The sequence below is a fragment of the Aminobacter sp. J41 genome (assembly GCF_000526635.1).
Lineage (GTDB): Bacteria > Pseudomonadota > Alphaproteobacteria > Rhizobiales > Rhizobiaceae > Aerobium.
Genome location: NZ_JAGL01000004.1, coordinates 68999 through 90644, shown reverse-complemented (window position 1 = coordinate 90644; position 21646 = coordinate 68999). Strand labels below are relative to the sequence as shown.

Sequence of the window (21646 nt, the reverse complement as noted above, 5' to 3'; positions counted from 1 at the left end):
GAAGTCACATGAGCATTGTCGTCGATGTCCACACCCACATGGTGACGCGGGAGTATCTCGCGCTGCTGCGTGAAAAGGGTGCCCCGAAATACACGTTCCGCACCTTGCCGTCGGGCTTCGAGTGCATCGACAAGTTCGGCACGCCGTTCTTCACCTTGCTGCCGGACATGTGGAATTTTCCCGCCCGCATCGCCGCGATGGATGCCGCGGGCGTAGACGTCGCCGTCGTGTCGCTGACCTCGCCCAATGCCTATCTCGGCGATCTCGACATTTCCGTGCAGGCCGCGCAGCTGATGAACAACGCCTTTGCGGAAGCGCAGGCAACCTGGCCCGACCGCATCCGCTGGTTTGCCTCGCTGCCGTGGCAGCACGCGGACGCCGCGATTGCCGAATTGAAGCGCGCCCGCGCGATGGGCGCGGTCGGCGTCATGGTCATTGCCAACATCGAGGAAGAGTCGCTCACAGCCGACCAGTTTGCCCCGATCTGGCAGGCGATCGACGAGATGAACATTCCCGTCTTCATCCACCCGTCCGTACCGCCGGGCGGCGACGTGATGGACATGAAGAAGTATCAGCTGTCGCCGCCGATCGGCTTCACCTTCGACACGACGCTGGCTGTCTCGCGCATGCTCTATGATGGCTTCTTCGAGCGCTACAAGAACATCCGCATCATTGCTGCCCATGGCGGTGGCGCGCTGCCGTTCCTGATCGGCCGTCTCGACTTCTGCTACGAGCGCATACCGGCCTGCGCCTCAGGCGCGCCGAAGCCGCCATCGGCCTATCTCGACCGCATCTTCCTCGATGCAGTAGTGTTCACGCAAGGCGCACTCAACCTCTGCGTTGAAACCGTCGGCCCCCAGAACGTCCTCTACGGCTCCGACTACCCCCACAACATCGGCGACATGACCGGCATTTTGGCCCGCGTCGACGCCCTCGACCCGCAAACGGCGAAAAAGATCCGGGGCGAAAACGCCGTCCGGCTATTTAGTCTCTAGGCGTTCCTGGTAGAGCAAGAAGGGCCGCGGGTGACGCGGCCCCGTCGTTCATCAGAACGTGCCGGTTAGCTTGAAGTTGAAGCTGCGCGGCTCGCCGTAGAAGTTGAACACCGACGTGCCGCCGACGCGTTCGTAGTACTTCTTGTCGAAGACGTTGTTGACGCTCAGCACTGCCGTCAGGTGCTCGTTGAACTTGTAGCCGGCCTGCAGGTCGACGACGGCATAGCCCGGCGCCTCGATGGTTGTCGCGCCGCCGGCCGCTGTGCGGCTGATGTTCTTGAACGAGCTGTAGGCACGCAGGCCCGCGCCGACGAAGGCGCCATCGAGGACGCCGTGGTTCTCGTCGAAGCTGTAAGTGGTCCACAGGTGGAACATGTGCTCCGGCGTGTAGAACTCGGAGCCGGCCGCATAGCGCGTGTTGACGAACTTGGTATCTGTGTAGGTGTAGCCAGCCGCGACCTGCCAGTTCGGATTGATCTGGCCGTTCACCTCGAGCTCGATGCCTTGCATGCGCGCTTCGCCAAGCGCCAGCGACGAGCCCGGATTGTCCGGGTCGCTGACGGCGCGGTTCTTGTCGCGCAGGTTGAAATAGGCAACGGTCGCATTCACGTCGTCGAACAGCTCTGCCTTGAGGCCGACCTCGAACTGGCGGCCGCTGCGCGGATCGAGCAGGTTGCCGCCGGCGTCGAGTGCCGACTGCGGCTGGAAGATTTCCGTGTAGCTCGCATAGGCGGAGACGTCGTCGGTGAGGTCATAGACGACACCGGCATAAGGCGTCCATTCGCCGTCGGCCGAGACCTCGCTGGTGCTCGACGTTGTGGCGTACCAGGTGACGCGCGCGCCGCCGATCAGCGTCAGCCTGTCGACCGGCTTGATGCGCCACTGGCCGTAAATACCGGTCTGGGTGAGCTTCGTGTCCGTCGCCGCGCCATAGGTAACCGTGGGCTTCGCAACCGCAGTGTTCCAGTCGAGCAGGTGCCAGGTGCCGGTGATCACGCCGGTCGCATTGTAAAGCGTCGAATCAACCCGGCGATGGTCGGCGCCGAGGATGATGTTGTTCTCCATCTCGCCGATCTCAAACGGCTTGCTGACATGAAGGTCGAGCGCGAGCGAATTCTCGTCGTAGTCGCGCGACAGCCAGCGCATGCCGTTGACCGTCAGCGCCGGCGAGGCGGCGTTGGCGGCATAGGCATAGAGGAAGTCGACATCGCGTGTTGAATAGCGGGCCGAGGCCTTTACGTGACCGCCATCATCGAAGCGGTGCTCGAGCTCGGCGATGTAGTCGGTAACGGCGCTGTTGAAGTCGTTCCAGACCGCGCCGGTGAAGGTCGAGCGGTCGAGGTCGAGCAGCGTGCCATCCGCCAGCGTCGGCAGGCCGTTGAACGGGGTGATGTCGCGCTTCTGATGGCTGATCGAGACGGTCGCGGTGGTGTTTTCGGTTATGTCGAATTGCAGCGTGCCGTAGCCGACCGCGGCGCGGTTATCGACGACATCGACAAAACTGTCCTTCTGGCCGAGCGCGCCGACGATGCGGCCGCGAATCGTGCCGGCCTCGTTGAGCGGGCCGCCGACATCGACCTCGCCGCGCCAGCTGTTCCAGGAACCGCCCGTGCCGGTGATGCGGGCCATGAACTGGTCGCTTGCCTGCTTGAGCCGCATGTTAATCGCACCGGCGGGCTCGCCCGCGCCGCCGAACAGGCCTGCCGGGCCGCGCAGGATCTCGATGTGGTCGACGATCGCCATGTCGGGCTGCGTGCCGTAGATCGACGACAGCGGTGCCGGCAGGCCGTTGAAATAGAGCGTGTCGAACTCGAAGCCGCGCGAATAGAGGCTCGAGCGGCCATCATCATTGGTCAGCACCATCATGCCCGGCGTCTTGCGCAGCGCCGTGTCGAGCGAGGTGAAGCCGCCGTCGTCGAGGCGCTGGCGGGTCACGATCGTGGTCGACTGCGGGATCTCGCGCTGTGGCAGCACGTCCTTCTCGCCGACGCTGACGAGGTCGCTGGCATAGCTGCCGGTGCTTTCCGTCTCGTAGCTGGATCCTTCGACCGAGATGGTCGGCAGCACCGTCGTTCCGGCCTCGTCCTGAGCCCGCGCCGCCTGGGCTACGAGCACGCAGGCAGTGGAAACCAGGAGCGATGCGATTCGATTGCGTCCCCTCGACATTCAAAATCCCCGACGTCAATAAATAAAGATGAGAAACTAACTCAACTTTATTCGGAAACACACGCGTGTCAATGGCGTGCACTGCCAGCGAAGGTTGCGAAGCAGTCGCAGGAATCGGAAAACCCGATGGTGGTTGCTGCAGGAGTGCGATGAGCCGCAGCGAGGCCCACAAACACGAAAGCCGCGCTTTCGCGCGGCTTTTCGTATGAGAAACTGGAGCGGGCGATGGGATTCGAACCCACGACCCCAACCTTGGCAAGGTTGTGCTCTACCCCTGAGCTACACCCGCTCACTTGCGTCGCGGCGTGGCCGCCGCAGACGGGAGCTATATGGCTGAACTCCAATCGGAATGCAATCGAAATCGACGGGAAAAATCAGCCCAAAAACACGAAAGCCGCGCGTTCGCGCGGCTTTTCGTATGAGGCAAACTGGAGCGGGCGATGGGATTCGAACCCACGACCCCAACCTTGGCAAGGTTGTGCTCTACCCCTGAGCTACACCCGCTCACTTTTGCTGCGCCGCAGCGTGGCGCTGCGGACGGGGGGCTATATGGCCGAACTCCGATTTGAATGCAACAGGAAAAATACCGTTCCTTTTCATTTCGCTGCAGCGTGTGGAAATGCCCGCTCGCGACGTACGGCGAGCTCCTCTCGTCGCTCGGGCCGCCGGGTTATTCGTGCCTGGCCGGCCTCACACTGGACAGGAAGGGCGCGCATCAGCTACCGACGTGCATCAACTTTCGGGGGCAGGCATGGCGAAAACCCAGCAGGAACTTCTCGACTTTCTCGCAGGCCTGGGGATCCAGACCAGCACGGTCAGCCACCCGCCGCTCTTCACCGTTGCCGATTCGCAGAAGCTGCGCGGCGAGATCGCGGGCGGCCACACCAAGAACCTCTTCGTCAAGGACCGCAAGGACCGCTACTTCCTGCTCGTCGTCGAGGAGGATGCCGAGGTCGACCTCAAGCAGATCCACCACGTGATCGGCGCGTCGGGAAAGGTGTCGTTCGGCAAGCCGGAGAAGCTGATGGAGTATCTCGGGGTGATTCCGGGCGCGGTGACGGCGTTCGGCGTCATCAACGACACCGACAGGGTGGTGACGATCATCTTCGACGAAGAATTGCTGAAGCATGATATCATCAACGCGCATCCGCTGACGAACGAGGCCACAACCTCGATCGCGCGCGATGACCTGTTGCGCTTCGTCGAGGCAACGGGTCACGAGCCGCGCGTCTTGAAACTGACAGTCTAGAAGCCACATTTACCAACAGGTTGCCCTGCCGCGCGAGCCAATGACCGGCGTGGCGGGAGCCCTACAGAGGCAAGCAGGGGACTTTGATGAGCGCTGACAACAATTCCTTCGGCGGCGGCTACACCGTGCAGTACGGCGCGCAGCCTACTTCAGTTCCGTCAGGGGGCGCTGCCGATGTGATCAAGGACACGACGACCGCGTCTTTTGCGGCCGACGTTATCCAGGAATCGCGCCAGCAGCCGGTCCTCGTCGACTTCTGGGCGCCGTGGTGCGGACCGTGCAAGCAGCTCGCTCCGGCGCTCGAAAAGGCGGTCCGCGAGGCGGGCGGCCGCGTCAAGCTGGTCAAGATGAACATCGATGACCATCCGGCGATCGCGGGCCAGCTCGGCATCCAGTCGATCCCGGCCGTGGTCGCCTTCTCGAACGGCCAGCCGATCGACGGCTTCATGGGCGCCATTCCCGAAAGCAAGATTCGCGAGTTCATCGACCGCGTCGCTGGCCCCGGCAGCGCGGAGCTTGCCGCGGCCGAGGCACTGGCCGCTGCGGCCGAGCTCAAGGCCGAGGGTGACCTTCAGGGCGCGATGCAGATCTATGCGGCAGTGCTGCAGCAGGATCCGGAAAATCTCGACGCGATTGCTGCGCTTGCCGAGACGCTGATCGACGCGCGCAACGTCGACGGTGCCCGCGAAGTGCTTGCGCGCGTTCCCGAAGGCAAGGACAATGCCCCGCAGTTTGCCGCGGTGAAGGCCAAGATCGCGCTTGCCGAACAGGTCGCCGCACTTGGCGACCCGGTCGAACTGCAGCGCAGGCTCGAACAGGATCCTAACGACCATCAGGCGCGCTTCGACCTTGCGCTGATTCAGAACGCGCTTGGCGACCGCATGCAGGCCGCCGAAAGCCTGCTCGCGATCATGAAAGCCGACCGCAGCTGGAAGGACGATGGCGCCAGGCTGCAGCTGCTGCAGTTCTTCGAGGCTTGGGGCATGACCGACCCGGCAACGGTGGCCGCGCGGAGAAAGCTTTCGTCGCTCCTGTTCGCGTAAGGGGCGGCACATTCGGTAGCTGGAGATGGGTGTGCAGGCAGGAAACGCTCGCTATCGCACGGCGGAGGATCTTCCGGAAACGGTGGCTGTCTTCCCGCTGGCGACTGCGCTGCTCCTGCCGGGCGGCCGCATGCCGCTCAACATCTTCGAGCCGCGCTATCTCGAAATGGTCGACCACGCGCTCAAGCACGACCGGCTAATCGGCATGATCCAGCCGCGCCTCGATGGCGCGCTGCGTGCAGACGGCGAGCCGGAGCTTTGCGACGTCGGCTGCCTTGGCCGTATTACCTCTTTCGCCGAGACCGGCGACGGGCGCTATCTCATCTCGCTGCAAGGTGTGTGCCGGTTCCGTGTTGCGTCGGAACTGACGGCGAAGACGCCGTTCCGCCAGTGCCGGATTTCCACCTTCATCACCGACCTCGATCCCGAGGCCGGCGCGTCGGAAGTGGACCGTCCGGCGTTGCTTCGCGCCTTCCGCGCTTACCTGAAGGCAAACGAACTCGATGCAGACTGGGACAGCGTCAGCCGCGCCGAGAATGCGACGCTGGTTAACGCGCTGTCGATGATGGCGCCCTACGGCCCCGCCGAGAAGCAGGCGCTGCTGGAAGCTCCGGATCTGAAAACGCGGGCGGAGACGCTGATCGCCATTACTGAAATCGCCCTTGCCCGCAGCGATGACGACGAATTCGGGTCGAGCCTGCAATGACGGCGAAGGAAGGGGCACGCGAGGTTCCGCAGGCCCGTTCCGGCGGGCGCGGCAGCGTCGACCCTAAGCTTCTTGAAATGCTCGCCTGCCCGCTCACCAAGGGCAGGCTGATCTGGAAGCCGGAGACCGGCGAGCTCATTTCGCCGGTGGCGAAGCTTGCCTATCCCGTCCGCGACGGCGTGCCGATCATGCTGCCGTCGGAGGCGCGGACGCTCAACGAAGACGAGCTTGGCAAGTGAACACGAGCGCCCAATCCGAACGGCAGGCCGAAGATGGCCGCGTCCGGAAGGGCAAGGCCAACCGGGAAGCAATCGTCGCGTCCGCCGCCGGCCTGTTCTGGCAGAACGGCTTTGCCTCGACTTCGCTGGCTGATGTCGCCGCGCATGCGCGCATCCCGTCCGGCAACCTGTTCTATTATTTCCGCAGCAAGGCTGACCTTGCCCATGCCGTGGCCGACGTCTTCGTCGTCGAGACGAAAGCCATGCTGGAAGAAATCGAGGCAGAGGAGAGCGAACCGCGCAGGCGGCTTGCCGCGCTGGTCGCGCGGCTTGCCCGCAGCCAGCGCAGCCGCGTCGCGCATGGCTGTCCAATTGCGCTCTGCGTTCGCGACTTTCGCGCCACCGCCCCGCAGGCGTCGGAACGCGCCGCCGAAAGCTTTGTCCTCCTCATCAGCTTCATGGCACGTGAGCTGGGCCGTGCCGGCCTGCGCCCGTCGCTGGCGCTTGCCCAGGCCCGCGCCGCACTTGCCGAATGGCAGGGCGGCATGATGCTCGCGCATGCGATGAGGGATGCGACGGTGCTCGCTGAAAGCTTTCGCAGGCTCGAGAGGCTGCTGGCGGGTTAAGGAAACTCAGCGCGTGAGGTCGGCGACCTTGCAGTTGAGGACCGATACCAGGTCTGCCGGCTTGATGCGGATCTGCAGGCCGCGCTGCCCGCCATTCAGAAAAATCTCTTCGTAGAGCATCGCCAGTTCGTCGAGGGCGGTAGGCACGCGCTTGCGCTGGCCGAGCGGGCTGATGCCGCCGACCTTGTAGCCGGTAAGCCGCTCGGCGTCGGCCGGCTTCATCATGTGCGCCGACTTGCCGCCGAGGGCCGCAGCCAGCTTCTTCATGTTTACTTCCTCGTCGGAAGGCACGATGGCGCAGACCGGCTTGCCGTCGAGTTCCAGCATCAGCGTCTTGAACACTTCTCCCGGCGGCACACCGATCGCTTCGGCCGCCTGCAGCCCCACGCGCTCGGCGTTGGGGTCATAGTCATAGGTGGCCAGCATGAAGGGGATGTTGGCCTTGCTGAGAACAAGCGTGGCGGGCGTGGTCTTTGACATGACGGTGTTTTAGCCGAAGGACGGCGGCAGGCAAGATCACGGGCAGGGCGGTCCGCGCGGGCCTCAGTGAAAATTCCGGCCTTTCGGCATGGCTGCGACGGACGGGTGGCGGCTGCGCCGGTCTTCGACCACCGGGCGCTTGGTTTCGTCGACCGGCGAGCGGAAGTCGACCTGCTGCCCGGCCTCGGAAAGCTTTTCCAAGCGCCAGCTGATGTCCTCGATCCGGTCGGCGACGACGTGGATCACACCCGAGGCCGACTGCAGCTTGCCGGTCACCCGCACCAGCCTTGCCCCGAGCACGATGGGGCGGAAGGTCTCGAACACTTTTGGCCAGACGATGATGTTGGCGGTGCCGGTCTCGTCCTCGATCGTCATGAAGATCACGCCCTTGGCCGAGCCGGGGCGCTGGCGGATCAGCACCACGCCGGCGACCGTGATGCGGCGGCCGTTGCGCACCTTGTCGAGTTCGCCGTTCGGCACGATGTCCTCGCGGGCAAGCTCTGCGCGCAGGAAGGCGAGCGGATGCGCCTTGAGGGAGAAGGACTGAGCCCGGTAGTCGCGGATCACATGCTCGCTGAGCGGCATGACGGGCAGCTTCGTCTTAGGCTCTCGGTCGGGCAGGCGGACCTCCGGCCGATCAAACAGCGGCAGGCCTTCCGCCGCCTGCTTGCGGTCGAGCGCGCGGGCGGCCCAAAGGGCAGCACGCCGGTCGAGCCCCATCGAGCGAAACGCGTCGGCCTCGGCCAGCCTTTCGATGACGGAAGGAGAAAGGTTGGTGCGCAGCCAGAGATCCCGCACCGAGGTATAGCCGCTGCCGCGCTGTTCGATCAGCCGCAGCATGTCGGCCTCGGCGAGGCCCTTCACCTGCCGCAAGCCGAGCCGCACCGCATGGCTGCTGCGTATGACATCCTTCATCTCCCGGTGTTTTGGGGCGATGCGCGCGGGATCGAACGGGCTTTCCTCCAGCGTCGCGTCCCACTGCGATAGATTCACGTCCACGGTCCGGACCTCGATGCCGTGCTCGCGCGCGTCGCGCACCAGCTGGCCGGGACCGTAAAAGCCCATCGGCTGCGAGTTGAGGATCGCGGCGCAGAAGACGTCCGGATAGAACGCCTTGAACCAGGCCGAGGCATAGACGAGCAGCGCGAAGGAGGCGGCGTGGCTTTCGGGAAAGCCATATTCGCCAAAGCCTTCGATCTGCTTGAAGCAGCGCAGCGCAAACTCCTCCGGATAGCCCTTTTTGACCATCGCCCGCACCATGCGTTCCTTGTACATGGCGACGCGCCCCGTGCGCCGGAAGGTGGCCATTGAGCGACGCAGCTGGTCGGCCTCGCTCGCGCTGAAGCCGCCGATCTCGATCGCGATCTGCATCACCTGTTCCTGGAACAGCGGCACGCCCTTCGTACGCCCCAAAATCCGCCTCAGCTCTTCGCGGGGATACTCCTCGGGCTCTTTCCCCTCGCGCCGGCGCAGATAGGGATGCACCATGTCGCCCTGGATCGGGCCGGGCCGCACGATCGCCACCTCGATGACGAGGTCGTAGAATTCTTTCGGCTTCAGCCGCGGCAGCATCGACATCTGCGCCCGGCTTTCGACCTGGAATACGCCGATCGAGTCGGCGCGGCAGAGCATGTCGTAGACCGCCTTCTGCTGGTCGCGGTGAAGGTCAGTGAGTTCCAGCCGCCGCGGCCAGTGGTGGCCGTAGTGCTGCTCGAGCAGGTCGAAGCAGCGGCGCAGGCACGACAGCATGCCGAGCGCCAGAATGTCGACCTTGAGGAGACCGACGGCGTCGAGATCGTCCTTGTCCCATTCGACCATCCGCCGCTCCTCCATCGCAGTCCGGATGATCGGCACGAATTCGTCGAGCCGGTCCTGGGTGATGATGAAGCCGCCGACATGCTGGGTCAGGTGCCGCGGGAACTCGAGCAGCTCGTTGGCGTGGCGCACGATATGCGCCGTCACCTTATCGGCTGTGTCGAGCCCGCCGGCGCGCGCCTCGTCCTCGCCGACATCGTTCGACCAGCCCCAGATCGAGCCGGACAGCGCCGCCTGCGCGTCCTGCGACAGGCCGAAGGCTTTGGCGACCTCGCGCAGCGCCGAGCGCCCGCGATAGGAGGTGACGGCCGCCGCCAGCGCCGTGTGGCTGCCGCTGTATTTCTCGTAGATGTAGGCCATCACCTCGTCACGCCGCTCATGCTCGAAGTCGACGTCGATGTCGGGCGGCTCGTGCCGCTCGACCGACATGAAGCGCTCGAACAAAAGCTGGTGGATGGCGGGATCGACCTCGGTGATGTGCAGGCAAAAGCAGACGGTGGAGTTCGCCGCCGAGCCGCGTCCCTGGCAGAGGATACCGCGCTCCTCGCGCGCGTAGCGGACGATGTCATGGACGGTGAGAAAATAGGGCGCGTAGCCGAGCTGCGCGATCAGCTCGAGCTCGGTGACGATGCTTTGACGGACCTTCTCCGGCAGCCCGCCCGGATAGCGCTTCCGCGCGCCCTCCCAGGTCAGGCGCTCGAGCTCCGCCTGCGGGTCCTTCGTCGTCTCGTCGGGATAGAAGTGCGTGAGCTCGCCGAGCGAGAATTTCAGCGTCTGCGCAAAGCGGATGGTTTCGGCGATCGCCTGCGGATGGCGGCGAAACAGCCGCGCCATTTCCGCCACCGGCTTCATGTGCCGCTCGGCATTGACCGACAGCTCGTAGCCCACCTCGGCGATAGGCCGGTTGAGGCGGATCGCGGTGACGACGTCGAGTAGCGAGCGCCGCTCCGCATCGTGATAGAGCACGTCATTGACCGCCATCAGCGGCAGCTGGCTCGCGCGCGAAAGTGCCGCCGCCTGTTCCAGCCGCCAGCGGTCGTCGCCATGGTAGAGCGGCGCGTGCCCGAGCCAGACCGCATCGCCGAACCGCTGCCGCGCGCTTCGCAGGAAGGCAAGCAGCGCGTCTTCCGGCTGCGACAGGTCCGGCAGCACTGCGAGCGACATGCCGTCGGCCCATTCAAAGAAATCATCCTGCCTTAGGTCCGGCGCGCCCTTTTCGCCGCGCTCGTTGGCCACGGTCAGCATGCGGCAGAGCCGGCCCCAGCCAGCGCGGTCGCGCGGATAGGCGAGGACGTCCGGCCCGCTATTGGAAAAGACCAGCCGGCAGCCGGGGTGGAAGTCGAGTCCTTCCACCTTTGCCTTGCTCCATGCCCGCACCACGCCCGCCACCGTGTTGCGGTCTGCCAGCCCCATCGCCTTGTATTTGTAGAGCCTGGCCGTGATGACGAGCTCTTCCGGGCGCGAGGCCGCGCGCAGGAACGAAAAATTCGACTGCACGGCGAACTCGGCATAGGCGGGCGGGCCGGCGGTGCTCATGCGAACAGCCCGTGCAGGTACCAGCGCGGCAAATCCGGCGTTGTGCCGTAAAGACCCTGCCGGAACAGCCAGTAGCGGCGGCCTTCCTCGTCCTCGACGCGGAAATAGTCGCGCGTTGGCGCGTCCTTCCGGTCGCGCCACCATTCGGGCGCGATCCGCTCCGGTCCTTCCGCCCGCGCGACGCGATAGAGAACCCGGCGCCAGCGGAAACTGGCCGGCGGGCCTTCCGGGATCTCGGCCGCCGCGACCTCGACCAGCTCGGGTCGCGCCAGAAGCCGGATCGGCCGCTCGATGAGGGGCACCGGCGCCTCGCGCAGCCTGACCGCTGCATTGCCCGCCCGGAACGGCATGAAGGAAACCGCCCGCTCCGGCAGATGGCTTGCCACCAGCCGTGGCTGGACGAGGGCTCCCTGGCCGAGCCGGGCGCGGACGCGATCGGCAAATTGGGCGAGATCTTCCTCCACATTCTCGTTGCGGCCGGTAAGGGCGGTCTGCTCGTCCTCTAACGGAGCGGTGGCGAGGGCGGAAAGGCGGATCATCTCGAAGCCGAAATCGGCCTCGATCTGCGACACGGCCAGCTTTTCGCGGAACAGCCGCTGGATCGCAGGCGGATCGCGCAGCGGCCGCGACAGGCCAAGCTTCAGCCGGAACACGAAGCCGTCGACGCGAAACAGGGCCAGTTCGAGCGCGCGCACGCCTTCGCCGCGCCGCTCGAGATCCCCTTTCAGCGTCTCAGCGAGCGAAAGCACCAGCCGCTCGATGTCGTCGGTGGCCGAGACCGGCTCGATCAGGTGCCGCTCGACGCCGAGCGTCGGCACCGGCAGGCGTGGCGAGATCGCCTCCTCAACGTTGCCCAGCGCCTGGTCGAGGCGCAGGAGAAGCTGCGCGCCAAACCGGCGGGCAAGTGGAGCGCGCGGCGCCGCCATCACCATGCCGACGGTGCGCAGGCCGACACTTTCGAGCCGCGCGCAGGTCTCCGCATCGAGCCGAAGTGCAGCCAAGGGGAGAGCGATCAGCGCCTCGCGCTCGCCGCCAGCGGGAATGCGGGCGCCGTCGAGAAATCGCGCACCCGCCCAGGCCATGCCGGGCGTTGAGGCAAGCGCCGCCAGCGCGCGAAAGCCTTGTCCTGCAAGCCGCGCGACCACGTCCTTCAGCATTGCCTCCTCGCCGCCAAACAGGTGCGCGCAGCCGGTGATGTCGAGGAACAGCCCGTCCTCGCCGCAGATTGCCACCAGCGGCGTGTAGCGGTCGCACCAGTCGGCGAGGGCGGCGAGCAGCCGCCGATCCGCCTCGGGCTCGGCTTCGACGATCTCGATCTGCGGGTGCATGGCGCGCGCATCGGCAATGCCGAGGCCGCGCTTGAGGCCAAGCGCCTCGGCGCGCTCGTCGAGGCAGGCAATGACGCGCCGGTTGCCCTCGTGGCGGCTGACGACGAGCGGCGCCCGCTCAGGCACTTCGCCGGTGCGCCAGCCCCGGCCGAGCCGTGTCCGCAGGATGCGTTCGACCGGAAGATAGGGGAACCACAGCGCCAGCATCCTGCCCCCGGCCGGCGGCTGCCCCGGCCTGTCGTTCGCGAAAAGAGTGCTCATCCCGATTCCATTCGAGCGTAAGAGTTGCAGGGATCGATGTGCGGCTTCTGGAAACCGTGACGGTGAAGGCAGGCGGCCCGAGCGAACCCGCCAGCGCGCCGGAAACGGTCCGGCGCTCGCCGGCAGGGGCGGGGGCAACGATCAGCCGCACCGGTGCGGCGGTGGGTTCCGGCTCGCCTGACTGGCGCAGGAGATAGAGCGGCCGCCCGGCCGTTCGCGTTCGGTGGTGCAGCCGGCGCGTGGCGGTGAGGTCAAGACGCGTCGAGACACCGCGCACCTCGAGCAGCACCGCCGACAAAGCAGAAAGGCCTGCGGCTTCTTCCGCGATCCACAGCGCGTCCTCGGTCTTGCGGGCGCTGGCAAGAAGAAGGTCGGAGGGCTGCAGAGCAAAGCGATGCAGCAGGCCCGGCGCATAGGGTTGCCCGGCCTCGTGCAGTGCCTCGCCGGTGGCGATCCAGAGGATCGGACAGGGCTGTTCGTCTCCCTTGCGGCCAAGGGCGGCAAGCGCCAGTGCAAAGCCCGCCACCGCTCCGGCATCGCGGCTCTGGCGGCCATGGATTTCCGTCAGTGCCGCGCGCGGCAGCCCGCCGCCCAGAACCTCGTCGAGCCGGGCAGCACCCGTTGGCAGATACTCGCCGCCAGCATCCGCGCGCGCCTTGTCCGCAGGCATGTCCAGTCGAGCGGGCAGGGAGCCTTCGATGCGTGCGATTTCCTGGCGCAGAGCAAAAAAAGCCTCACGCGCCATGGCGGCCTTCGCCATGATGCCGTTACCTTCAACGATTTTGTTCTTGTTATGTTCTTATAGATTCCCGAGGGCGAAGGAGGAGTCAAGGGAACTGAGAGGAGATTTTATTCCTATCCGAGGGATTGATGGGAGGGAAGCTGGCCGAAGGCGCCGGGTCTGGAAAAGCCCCTCGTTCGGGACAAGGGGGCCGCAGGTTCGTCAGCTGCGGGCTGCTTAGCGGACGAAGAGACGATTACACCCCTGCGGGCGTCGCTTTCGGCAGGTAGAGCTCGATCAGTTCTTCCATGTGTGCGTCGCGGGACTTGGCGGTTTCGCCGCCCATGACGACGGCGACAATGCGGCGGCCGCCGCGGCCAACCGAGGTGACGAGGTTGAAGCCCGAAGCGCGGATGTAGCCGGTCTTGAGGCCGTCGGCGCCGACGACCTTGCCTAGCAGATTGTTGTGGCCGCGGATGACCTTGCCCGCGAAGGTGAACTCGCGGTTGCTGAAATAGTGGTAGTGGTGCGGGAAGTGGCGGCGCAGCGCCATGCCGAGGATCGCCATGTCATGCGCGGTGGTGCGCTGGCCCTCGTCGGGTAGGCCGGAGGCATTGCGGAAGGTCGTCGATTGCATGCCGAGCGCGCGGGCCTTCGCCGTCATCATCGCCGCAAAGCGCTCCTCGCTGCCGCCGAGAAATTCGCCCACGGCCGCGGCGACGTCATTCGCCGAACGCACCGCCAGCGCAAGGATCGTCGAGCGCACGTTGATGGTCTGGCCCGGCTTGAAGCCGATCTTCGATGGGGGGCGCTTTGCCGCATAGGCCGAAACCGGGATCTGCGTGTCGAGGCTGACGCGGCCGGCGTCGAGTGCCTCGAACAGCAGGTAGAGCGTCATCATCTTGGTGAGCGAGGCGGGATAGCGCGCATCGCGGGAGTTCTTCTCGAACAGCACCCGGCCAGTATTCGCGTCAACGACGATCGCCGCGTATTTTTCCGACTGCAGCGGCCGCACGGATGTCTGCATCACCGACTGCGTGGTGCAGGCGGAGACGAGGATCACCAGGAACAGGGAAAGGATGCGAAGGAAGATGCTCCTTGCGGCGTGTGCTGCGGCGTCCAAAGTCCCACCCGTTGCTGCGATTCACCCAAGCCGGTGCGCATCATGCCCTGCATGGTCGCGGGCGGCAATGCAGAGCGGGGCTTAAATGACCGCCTGCCGGCGAGCGAGGCAATAGCGGGCGTGGGCCGCAAAGTCGATGCCGCGGATGCAACGGTGGGGATTTTTCGGAAGAGATCCGGCGGGGCGGACAAGCACACTGTGGTGCGCAAGCGGCTACTTGGCAGCGAGGTCCGGCGCCGACAGATCGTTCGGCGCCGGAGCTGAATGTATGATTAAGCAGTCGGCTGCTTGGTCTTGCGCAGATAGGGCAGGATCGTCTCGAACGAGCCGAAGCGCTTGATGGCATCCTCGTTCGACACGGCAGCCGTGATGATGACGTCGTCGCCCTGCTTCCAATTGGCCGGGGTGGCGACCTGGTGCTTTGCGGTCAGCTGGATCGAGTCGATCGCGCGCAGGATCTCGTCGAAGTTGCGGCCGGTGGTCATCGGGTAAGTGAGGATCAGCTTGATCTTCTTGTCCGGGCCGATGACGTAGACCGAACGGACGGTCGCGTTGTCAGCAGGCGTACGGCCTTCCGACGAGTCACCCGCGGCTGCCGGCAGCATGTCGTACAGCTTGGCGACCTTGAGGTCCTTGTCGCCGATCAGCGGGTAGTCGACGGTGAAGCCGGTCGCGGTCTTGATGTCTTCCTTCCAGCGGGCGTGGTCGGAAACCGGATCGACCGAGATGCCGATCAGCTTGACGTTGCGCTTCTTGAACTCTTCCTCGAGGCCAGCCATCGTGCCGAGCTCGGTGGTGCAGACCGGCGTGAAATTCTTCGGGTGCGAGACGAAGACGCCCCAGCTGTCGCCGAGCCACTCGTGGAAGTTGATCGTACCCTTGGTGGTTTCAGCCGTGAAATCCGGCGCCGTGTCGTTGATGCGAAGGCCCATGGCGGTTCTCCCTGAATAGTGGCGCAGTGCGGTTACTGGCGCCGTCTAAAATATGTTGGCGCGATCATAGGGCAAGATGCACCAATGGCGAGCCAAGCCATGGCGATCTTACCCGATCAGAACAAATTTCCTCTAGCCGGAAAGTCTGTAGAGGAATATTTTTCAAGGAATGATGGTGTGCCCCAACGTCAGGCGTCGTGACGGTTGCGCTTGGGTTTCTTGCCGGCCCAGTCGGGCTTCTTGCCATGCGGCTTGCGCTCCTTCCAGTCGCGGCGCGGACCGCGGTCATCGCCGAACGCCTTCTTCTGCTTCCAGTCGGGCTTCGGGCCGCGATCGCCATAGGGCTTGCGCTCGCCAGGCCCGGACTTTCCGCCGGAACGGCTGAGGTCCGGCGTGCCATGCATGCGCGTCATGGTGATGCCGTTCTGCAGTTCAGCCTTGCCCACGGCCTTCTCGAAGGCATCGGCGCGGTCCGCCGCGATCTGCACGTAGGTCTCTTCCGGCTGCATCTTGATCGCGCCGATCTCGGCCTTGGTGATCTTGCCGACGCGGCAGAGCATCGGGATCAGCCAGCGCGGCTCGGCATTCTGGCGGCGGCCCGCCGACAGCGTGAACCAGACGCTTTCGCCAAATTCCTCGCGCGGGGCAGACGGCTCGCGCTTTTCGCCACGGCTAGCAGGTGCGCCGAAGGCGGAGAGTTCGATCAGCTCTTCGGGAGCCGAGCGGCCGGCGCGCCACTGGCGCACGAAGGCCGCGGCGACGCGTTCGGCGCCGTAGGTCTCGATCAGCGTGGCAACCGCCTCGGTCTCGTCTTCGCCCACCTCGTCCTGCAGGACCTGATCAGCCATCATCCGCTCGTCGTCGCGGCGCGAGACTTCCTCCGCTGAAGGCGGACGCGCCCACTCGGCGACGATCCTGGCATTTTGCAGCAGACGGTCGGCCTTACGCCGCAGGCTCGTCGGCACGATCAGGGCGCTGACGCCCTTGCGGCCGGCGCGGCCGGTGCGGCCCGAACGGTGCAGTAGCGTTTCCGGATTGGTCGGCAGGTCAGCGTGGACGACAAGGTCGAGATGCGGCAGGTCGATGCCGCGCGCGGCAACATCGGTGGCAATGCAGACCTTGGCGCGGCCGTCGCGCATCGCCTGCAGCGCGTGCATGCGCTCGTTCTGGCTGAGTTCGCCCGACAGCGCCACGACTTGGAAGCCGCGGTTGTTGAAGCGCGCCATCAGGTGGTTCACGGCAGCTCTCGTCGAGCAGAACACCAATGCATTGCGCGCATCATAGTAGCGCAGCACGTTGATGATCGCGTTTTCGCGGTCGCTCGGCGCAACCGTCAGCGCGCGATATTCGATGTCGACGTGCTGCTTGCGCTCGGAGGCAGTCGACACGCGCAGCGCATCGCGCTGGTAGTTCTTTGCCAGCTTCTCAATTGCCGGCGGCACGGTCGCCGAGAACAGCAGGGTGCGACGGTCTTCCGGAGCCGACTCCAGGATGAATTCGAGGTCCTCGCGAAAACCGAGGTCGAGCATCTCGTCGGCCTCGTCGAGGACGACGGCGCGCAGCTGCGACATGTCGAGACCGCCGCGGGTGATGTGATCGCGCAGGCGTCCCGGCGTGCCGACGACGATATGGGCGCCGCGTTCCAGCGCGCGCCGCTCGGTGCGCATGTCCATGCCGCCGACGCAGGAGGCGATCACGGCGCCGGTCTCGGCGTAGAGCCATTCGAGCTCGCGGCGCACCTGCAGAGCGAGTTCGCGGGTGGGCGCGACAGCGAGCGCGTAAGGCAGGCCGGCGGGACCGAACCGCCCGTTCTCGCCCAGCACAGTCGGCGCGATCGCCAGGCCGAAGGCGACGGTCTTGCCCGAGCCCGTCTGGGCCGACACCAGCGCGTCGCGGTCTGCCAGCTCCGGCGCAATCACGGCCTTCTGGACGGGGGTGAGGTCGGCATAGCCGCGCGCGGCCAATGCGGCAGCAAGGGCCGGAACGATGCCTTCAATCTGAGTCATTGCGAATGTCTTTCGGATTTGTGCGCGGGCGGCATTCGGGTGCGGCCGATGCGATGCCCGTGAAAATCAAGCACGAGCCGTGCGGCCTTTTAGGTCGCACGGCGGCAAAAGTATATAGGTCCGGCGGCTAAAACGCCGAAACCGCTTGGTCAGTTGCGTATCTGGTAGTCCTTGACCGCGGCGAACCTGACCGCCTTCCAGCGCTCCGCCTCGTAGTTGAGGCCGAATTCGTGCGGCGCCAGGAACACCGGATCGTCGTCGAGGTCGCGGGCAATGTCGCCGCGATGCGCCTCGATGAAGCGGTCGAGCTCGACCCTCGACTGGGCGGAAATCCAGCGGCAGACCGAGAAGCGCGCCATCTCGAAGTCGACCGGCAGGCCGTATTCGATCTTGAGGCGCTCCTTGAGCACGTCGAGCTGCAGCGCGCCGACGACGCCGACAATCGCTGGCGAGCCGTCCTCCGGCTTGAACAGCTGCACGACGCCTTCCTCGGCCATCTGCTGCAGCGCTTCCTTCAGCTTCTTCGCCTTCATCGGATCGCCCAGGCGCACGCGGCGCAGGATCTCCGGCGCGAAGTTCGGCACGCCGCGGAACAGCAGGTCCTCGCCCTCGGTCAGCGTGTCGCCGATGCGCAGCGTGCCGTGGTTCGGAATGCCGACCACGTCACCCGGATAGGCCTCGTCGGCCGTGGTGCGCGAGCGGGCGAAGAAGAATTGCGGCGCGGTCAGCGGCAGCGCCTTGCCGGTGCGCACCAGCTTGGCCTTCATGCCGCGCTGTAGCATGCCCGAACACACGCGCACGAAGGCGATGCGGTCGCGGTGGTTGGGATCCATGTTCGCCTGGATCTTGAAGACGAAGGCCGTCATCTTGTCTTCCGTCGCCTCGACCCGGCGGCTGTCGGAATCCTGCGCGGCCGGCGGCGGCGCCCACTCGCCCAGCGCCTCGATCAGATCGCGCACGCCGAAATTGCGCAGCGCCGAGCCGAAGAAGACGGGCGTCAGGTGTCCTTCGCGGAACGCCTGCAGGTCGAACGGACGGCAGGCCTCGCGGGCGAGCTCCAGCTCCTCGATGAAGTCGGCGCGCTCGTGATCGGGAAGAAGGCCTGCGACCTTGTTGGAGTCCGGGCCGTTGACCTTGGTGCGCTCCTCCTCGGCATCGCCGCGGCGCACCGCGTTTTCGGCGAGGTGATAGGTGCCGGCAAAGGTCTTGCCCTGGCCGACCGGCCAGGTGATCGGCGCCGTATCGAGCGCGAGTTTCTGTTCGATCTCGTCGAGGATGTCGAAGGTGTTGCGCGCCTCGCGGTCCATCTTGTTGACGAAGGTGATGATCGGAATGTCGCGCAGGCGGCAGACCTCGAACAGCTTCAGCGTCCGCGGCTCGATACCCTTGGCGGCGTCGATCACCATGACGGCGGAGTCGACCGCAGACAGCGTGCGGTAGGTGTCGTCGGCGAAGTCTTCGTGGCCGGGCGTGTCGAGCAGGTTGAAGACGTTGCCGCCATACTCGAAGGTCATCACCGAGGTCACGACCGAGATGCCGCGCTCGCGCTCGATCTTCATCCAGTCGGAACGGGTCTGGATCTTGTCCTTCTTCGCCTTCACTTCGCCGGCAAGCTGGATCGCACCGCCGAACAGGAGCAGCTTTTCGGTGAGAGTGGTCTTACCCGCGTCCGGGTGGGCGATGATCGCGAACGTACGGCGGCGCGACACCGCGTCGGTAATGCTTTCGGCCATGCGATGAAATCCTTAAAGTGGGCGGCTTATACAAAGGGAAGCCGTGCATGTCGAATAAAGTTTGCCTCGCGGCATCAGGATGAGTTCGGCCCGGGGACGAATTGACGAGAAACCAAACGGACGCCATAGCAGCGGGCATGAACACGTTCTCCCCCTCGACTCACCGCCCTGCCGTCGGCATCGTTCGCCTTCCGGACTCCGAAGGCCTCGAGCTGCCGTCCTACGAAACCGCAGGCGCCGCCGGCATGGACCTGCGCGCCGCCGTGCCCGCCGACCGGCCGTTGCTGCTGTTCCCCGGCCGGCGCGCCCTTGTGCCGACCGGGCTCGTCTTCGAGATTCCGGAAGGTTTTGAGGGTCAGGTACGCCCCCGCTCGGGCCTCGCCTTCAAGCACGGCATCACCTGCCTCAACACGCCCGGTACGATCGACTCCGACTACCGGGGCGAGGTGAAGGTGCTGCTTATCAATCACGGCGACGAGGAGCTCCTGATCGAGCGCGGCATGCGCATCGCCCAGCTCGTCATCGCGCCAGTGACGCAGGCAGTACTCGAGGAACGCAGCCTTGCCGGCACGACCGAGCGCGGCGCCGGCGGCTTCGGCTCCACGGGCACGGCCTGACATGCGCCCGTCCCTCGTCATCTTCGACTGCGACGGCGTCATCGTCGACACCGAGCGCGCCGCCAACAATGTTCTCTGCCGCTGGCTGACCGAGGCTGGCTACCCGGTCACCTATGAGGACTGCCGCAAGCGTTTCGCCGGGCGCAGCATGACCAGCGTGCAGGCCGAGATCGAGGCCGAGGGGCATTCGCTCGGCTTCCACCTAATGGACCGCTGGTACTCCTCGCTGGATGAGATCTTCGGCGCTGGCGTAGAGCCGGTGCCGCATATCGAATTTGTGGTCGAAGAGCTGCGCGGCGTGGGCATCCCGTGGTGCGTCGCCTCGTCGGCCAAGCTCGACAAGATGCACCTGACGCTCGGCACCACCGGGCTGATCGAGCATTTCCGCGATGTGCTGTTCAGCGCCACGATGGTCCCGCGCGGAAAGCCCTTTCCGGACCTCTTCCTGCATGCCGCCCGCGAGATGGGCCATGCGCCGGAAAACTGCGTCGTCATCGAGGACAGCGTCTGGGGCACGCAGGCCGGCATCGCCGCCGGCATGCGCGTCTTCTCCTACCATGGCGATCCGCATTCGGATCGCGAGGGCCTCGCGGCCGCAGGCGGCATCCTGTTCGATGACATGCGCGAGCTGCCGCGCCTTCTCGGCCTTTCCTGAGCCGACAGACTCTTCCCGAAATCGATGAACCAAACCACCGGGCTGGCGTTTCTCGTCAGTCCGGTAGCTGCAACTGCTCGCGCCACCATCCTCTCGTGGTTCGGTCGCGAAGTAGCGGATCAGGCTCGCGGCCGGGCGAGGCGGCGCTGGCGCCATGATGGCTGCCGCGCCGCCCCTGCTGTGAGTCAAGGCAGATTTTTCCCATAAGAACTGGTGCTGAACCAAGAAGCTTCGGAGGTTTTCGTCGCCGACCGCCAAGACACGTCTCCAATCAACTCAAATAACGATTGGATTCTTGATTTGAGCCTCTAAAACTAGCGCATCGGCCGGTTGGCATTTCGCAAAGGAAATGTGGCGGCCAGCACTCGATTTGGGAGGAACTGCATGAAACATCTGACCCGGAACCTGCTTGCTGCCGGCGCCATGGCGCTTTCCGTTGGCCTCACCGCCGGAGCGGCCAAGGCCCAGGAATTCATCAACGTGCTGACCGGCGGAACCTCGGGCGTCTACTACCCGCTCGGCGTTGCGCTTTCCGAAATCTACGGCCAGGGCATCGAAGGCGCGCGCACGCAGGTGCAGGCGACCAAGGCTTCGGTCGAGAACCTCAACCTGCTGCAGGTCGGCCGGGGCGAGATCGCCTTCTCGCTTGGCGACTCCCTGCGCGATGGCTGGGAAGGCAACAAGGAAGCGGGCTTCCCGGGCAAGCTCGACAAGCTGCGCGGTATTGCCGCCATCTATCCGAACTACGTGCAGATCGTCGCCTCCAAGGAATCCGGCATCACCACGCTGGAAGAGCTGAAGGGCAAGAGCCTGTCGGTCGGCGCGCCGGCTTCCGGTACCGAGCTCAATGCGCGCGCGATCTTCGCTGCGGCCGGCCTCACCTATCAGGATCTCGGCAAGATCGAGTACCTGCCGTTCGCCGAATCCGTCGAGCTGATCAAGAACCGCCAGCTGGATTCAACCCTGCAGTCGGCGGGCCTCGGCGTTGCCTCGCTGCGCGATCTCGCGACTTCGGTTCCGATCAATGTCGTGGCGGTCCCCGCCGAGGTTGTCGAGAAGATCGGCGCGCCATTCATGGCAGTGACGATCCCCGCCGGCACCTATGAGGGTCAGGCCGAGGATGTTCCGACCGCCGCCGTCGGCAATTTCCTCGTCAGCCATGAGGGCGTGTCGGAAGAGACCGCCTACCAGATGACCAAGCTGCTGTTCGAGAACCTCGACAAGCTCGCCGCTGCGCACGCGGCCGCCAAGGCGATCGACGTGAAGAAGGCGGTAGATGGCATGCCGGTTCCGCTGCACCCGGGGGCCGAACGCTATTACCGCGAAGTCGGTGTGCTCAAGTAAGTCGCGCTGACGGAACATGACGCCCCTTCGGCCGCAGCGTTGCGGCGCGGCCGAGGGGGTTTTCGACTCAAGATCCTGGCGGGGAGGCAAGG

Annotated in this window: 17 protein-coding genes, 2 tRNA genes and 1 pseudogene; 9 read left to right on the top strand and 11 right to left on the bottom strand. The window is 65.3% G+C overall.

The window, feature by feature from the left end:
* The first annotated feature begins 8 nt into the window (after positions 1–8).
* The gene (locus tag L630_RS0104550) at positions 9–995 is read left to right on the top strand and encodes an amidohydrolase family protein (protein ID WP_024847097.1); all 987 of its coding nucleotides are present in this window, start codon (positions 9–11) and stop codon (positions 993–995) included.
* Positions 996–1046: 51 nt separating this feature from the next.
* Here L630_RS0104550 and L630_RS0104545 read toward each other — a convergent pair whose 3' ends face one another.
* The 3 genes from L630_RS0104545 to L630_RS0104530 form a co-directional block, all read right to left on the bottom strand.
* The gene (locus L630_RS0104545; RefSeq protein ID WP_024847096.1) at positions 1047–3161 is read right to left on the bottom strand and encodes a TonB-dependent siderophore receptor; all 2115 of its coding nucleotides are present in this window, start codon (positions 3159–3161) and stop codon (positions 1047–1049) included.
* A 214-nt stretch (positions 3162–3375) separates the two neighbouring features.
* Positions 3376–3450: transfer RNA gene (locus L630_RS0104535), tRNA-Gly, on the bottom strand.
* 140 nt (positions 3451–3590) lie between these two features.
* Positions 3591–3665: transfer RNA gene (locus L630_RS0104530), tRNA-Gly, on the bottom strand.
* A gap of 247 nt (positions 3666–3912) precedes the next feature.
* On the opposite strand from L630_RS0104530, the gene L630_RS0104525 reads away from it, so the two are divergent.
* From L630_RS0104525 to L630_RS0104505, 5 genes are all read left to right on the top strand, one after another.
* Positions 3913–4410 (top strand): prolyl-tRNA synthetase associated domain-containing protein, encoded by a 498-nt coding sequence (locus tag L630_RS0104525; protein WP_024847095.1) that lies wholly within the window; start codon positions 3913–3915, stop codon positions 4408–4410.
* Positions 4411–4496: 86 nt separating this feature from the next.
* Positions 4497–5453 (top strand): thioredoxin, encoded by a 957-nt coding sequence (gene trxA / locus L630_RS0104520; protein WP_024847094.1) that lies wholly within the window; start codon positions 4497–4499, stop codon positions 5451–5453.
* Between the two features lie 31 nt (positions 5454–5484).
* A complete protein-coding gene (locus L630_RS0104515) occupies positions 5485–6159 on the top strand; it encodes an LON peptidase substrate-binding domain-containing protein (protein WP_024847093.1) in 675 nt (224 codons plus the stop codon).
* Positions 6156–6398 carry a Trm112 family protein gene (locus L630_RS0104510; RefSeq protein ID WP_024847092.1) on the top strand — a complete coding sequence of 81 codons (243 nt, stop codon included), beginning with the start codon at positions 6156–6158 and terminating at the stop codon, positions 6396–6398. Before L630_RS0104515 ends, L630_RS0104510 begins: the two co-directional genes overlap by 4 nt.
* Positions 6395–7003, top strand: coding sequence for a TetR/AcrR family transcriptional regulator (locus L630_RS0104505; protein ID WP_024847091.1), 609 nt, complete (start codon positions 6395–6397; stop codon positions 7001–7003). The genes L630_RS0104510 and L630_RS0104505 overlap by 4 nt, the downstream gene beginning before the upstream one ends.
* 6 nt (positions 7004–7009) lie before the next feature.
* Here L630_RS0104505 and ybaK read toward each other — a convergent pair whose 3' ends face one another.
* The 8 genes and pseudogenes from ybaK to L630_RS0104460 form a co-directional block, all read right to left on the bottom strand.
* Positions 7010–7483 carry a Cys-tRNA(Pro) deacylase gene (ybaK, locus tag L630_RS0104500; protein WP_024847090.1) on the bottom strand — a complete coding sequence of 158 codons (474 nt, stop codon included), beginning with the start codon at positions 7481–7483 and terminating at the stop codon, positions 7010–7012.
* Between the two features lie 63 nt (positions 7484–7546).
* Positions 7547–10834, bottom strand: a complete 3288-nt coding sequence (locus tag L630_RS0104495) for an error-prone DNA polymerase (RefSeq protein ID WP_024847089.1) — start codon at positions 10832–10834, stop codon at positions 7547–7549.
* On the bottom strand, positions 10831–12369 hold the full coding sequence (locus L630_RS0104490) for a DNA polymerase Y family protein (protein ID WP_245263654.1): 1539 nt from the start codon (positions 12367–12369) through the stop codon (positions 10831–10833). Before L630_RS0104490 ends, L630_RS0104495 begins: the two co-directional genes overlap by 4 nt.
* Positions 12281–13183 carry a hypothetical protein gene (locus tag L630_RS23360; RefSeq protein WP_024847087.1) on the bottom strand — a complete coding sequence of 301 codons (903 nt, stop codon included), beginning with the start codon at positions 13181–13183 and terminating at the stop codon, positions 12281–12283. The genes L630_RS0104490 and L630_RS23360 overlap by 89 nt, the downstream gene beginning before the upstream one ends.
* Before the next feature lie 235 nt (positions 13184–13418).
* A pseudogene (locus L630_RS0104480) lies at positions 13419–14171 on the bottom strand (D-alanyl-D-alanine carboxypeptidase family protein); the annotation flags it as partial.
* A 368-nt stretch (positions 14172–14539) separates the two neighbouring features.
* Positions 14540–15199 (bottom strand): peroxiredoxin, encoded by a 660-nt coding sequence (locus L630_RS0104470; protein ID WP_024847084.1) that lies wholly within the window; start codon positions 15197–15199, stop codon positions 14540–14542.
* A 188-nt stretch (positions 15200–15387) separates the two neighbouring features.
* Complete coding sequence (locus tag L630_RS20995) at positions 15388–17205, bottom strand: DEAD/DEAH box helicase (protein WP_034329350.1); 1818 nt, start codon at positions 17203–17205, stop codon at positions 15388–15390.
* 149 nt (positions 17206–17354) lie between these two features.
* Positions 17355–18938 (bottom strand): peptide chain release factor 3, encoded by a 1584-nt coding sequence (locus L630_RS0104460; RefSeq protein ID WP_024847083.1) that lies wholly within the window; start codon positions 18936–18938, stop codon positions 17355–17357.
* A 137-nt stretch (positions 18939–19075) separates the two neighbouring features.
* Here L630_RS0104460 and dut point away from each other — a divergent pair, with 137 nt between their 5' ends.
* The 3 genes from dut to L630_RS0104445 all read left to right on the top strand — a co-directional run bounded on the left by dut (position 19076) and on the right by L630_RS0104445 (position 21554).
* Complete coding sequence (gene dut, locus L630_RS0104455) at positions 19076–19555, top strand: dUTP diphosphatase (protein WP_024847082.1); 480 nt, start codon at positions 19076–19078, stop codon at positions 19553–19555.
* 1 nt (position 19556) lies between these two features.
* Entirely contained in the window at positions 19557–20210 is a 654-nt protein-coding gene (locus tag L630_RS0104450; protein ID WP_024847081.1) for an HAD family phosphatase, read from the top strand.
* A 384-nt stretch (positions 20211–20594) separates the two neighbouring features.
* Positions 20595–21554 carry a TAXI family TRAP transporter solute-binding subunit gene (locus L630_RS0104445; protein ID WP_024847080.1) on the top strand — a complete coding sequence of 320 codons (960 nt, stop codon included), beginning with the start codon at positions 20595–20597 and terminating at the stop codon, positions 21552–21554.
* The last annotated feature ends 92 nt before the right edge of the window (positions 21555–21646 follow it).

What these genes read in the sequence shown, in the direction of transcription:
- L630_RS0104550 (WP_024847097.1), top strand. Translation starts at nt 9, where the DNA reads ATGAGCATTGTCGTCGATGTCCACACCCACATGGTGACGCGGGAGTAT.
- L630_RS0104545 (WP_024847096.1), bottom strand. Translation starts at nt 3,161, where the DNA reads ATGTCGAGGGGACGCAATCGAATCGCATCGCTCCTGGTTTCCACTGCC.
- L630_RS0104525 (WP_024847095.1), top strand. Translation starts at nt 3,913, where the DNA reads ATGGCGAAAACCCAGCAGGAACTTCTCGACTTTCTCGCAGGCCTGGGG.
- trxA (WP_024847094.1), top strand. Translation starts at nt 4,497, where the DNA reads ATGAGCGCTGACAACAATTCCTTCGGCGGCGGCTACACCGTGCAGTAC.
- L630_RS0104510 (WP_024847092.1), top strand. Translation starts at nt 6,156, where the DNA reads ATGACGGCGAAGGAAGGGGCACGCGAGGTTCCGCAGGCCCGTTCCGGC.
- ybaK (WP_024847090.1), bottom strand. Translation starts at nt 7,483, where the DNA reads ATGTCAAAGACCACGCCCGCCACGCTTGTTCTCAGCAAGGCCAACATC.
- L630_RS0104495 (WP_024847089.1), bottom strand. Translation starts at nt 10,834, where the DNA reads ATGAGCACCGCCGGCCCGCCCGCCTATGCCGAGTTCGCCGTGCAGTCG.
- L630_RS0104490 (WP_245263654.1), bottom strand. Translation starts at nt 12,369, where the DNA reads ATGCTGGCGCTGTGGTTCCCCTATCTTCCGGTCGAACGCATCCTGCGG.
- L630_RS23360 (WP_024847087.1), bottom strand. Translation starts at nt 13,183, where the DNA reads ATGGCGAAGGCCGCCATGGCGCGTGAGGCTTTTTTTGCTCTGCGCCAG.
- L630_RS0104470 (WP_024847084.1), bottom strand. Translation starts at nt 15,199, where the DNA reads ATGGGCCTTCGCATCAACGACACGGCGCCGGATTTCACGGCTGAAACC.
- L630_RS20995 (WP_034329350.1), bottom strand. Translation starts at nt 17,205, where the DNA reads ATGACTCAGATTGAAGGCATCGTTCCGGCCCTTGCTGCCGCATTGGCC.
- L630_RS0104460 (WP_024847083.1), bottom strand. Translation starts at nt 18,938, where the DNA reads ATGGCCGAAAGCATTACCGACGCGGTGTCGCGCCGCCGTACGTTCGCG.
- dut (WP_024847082.1), top strand. Translation starts at nt 19,076, where the DNA reads ATGAACACGTTCTCCCCCTCGACTCACCGCCCTGCCGTCGGCATCGTT.
- L630_RS0104450 (WP_024847081.1), top strand. Translation starts at nt 19,557, where the DNA reads ATGCGCCCGTCCCTCGTCATCTTCGACTGCGACGGCGTCATCGTCGAC.
- L630_RS0104445 (WP_024847080.1), top strand. Translation starts at nt 20,595, where the DNA reads ATGAAACATCTGACCCGGAACCTGCTTGCTGCCGGCGCCATGGCGCTT.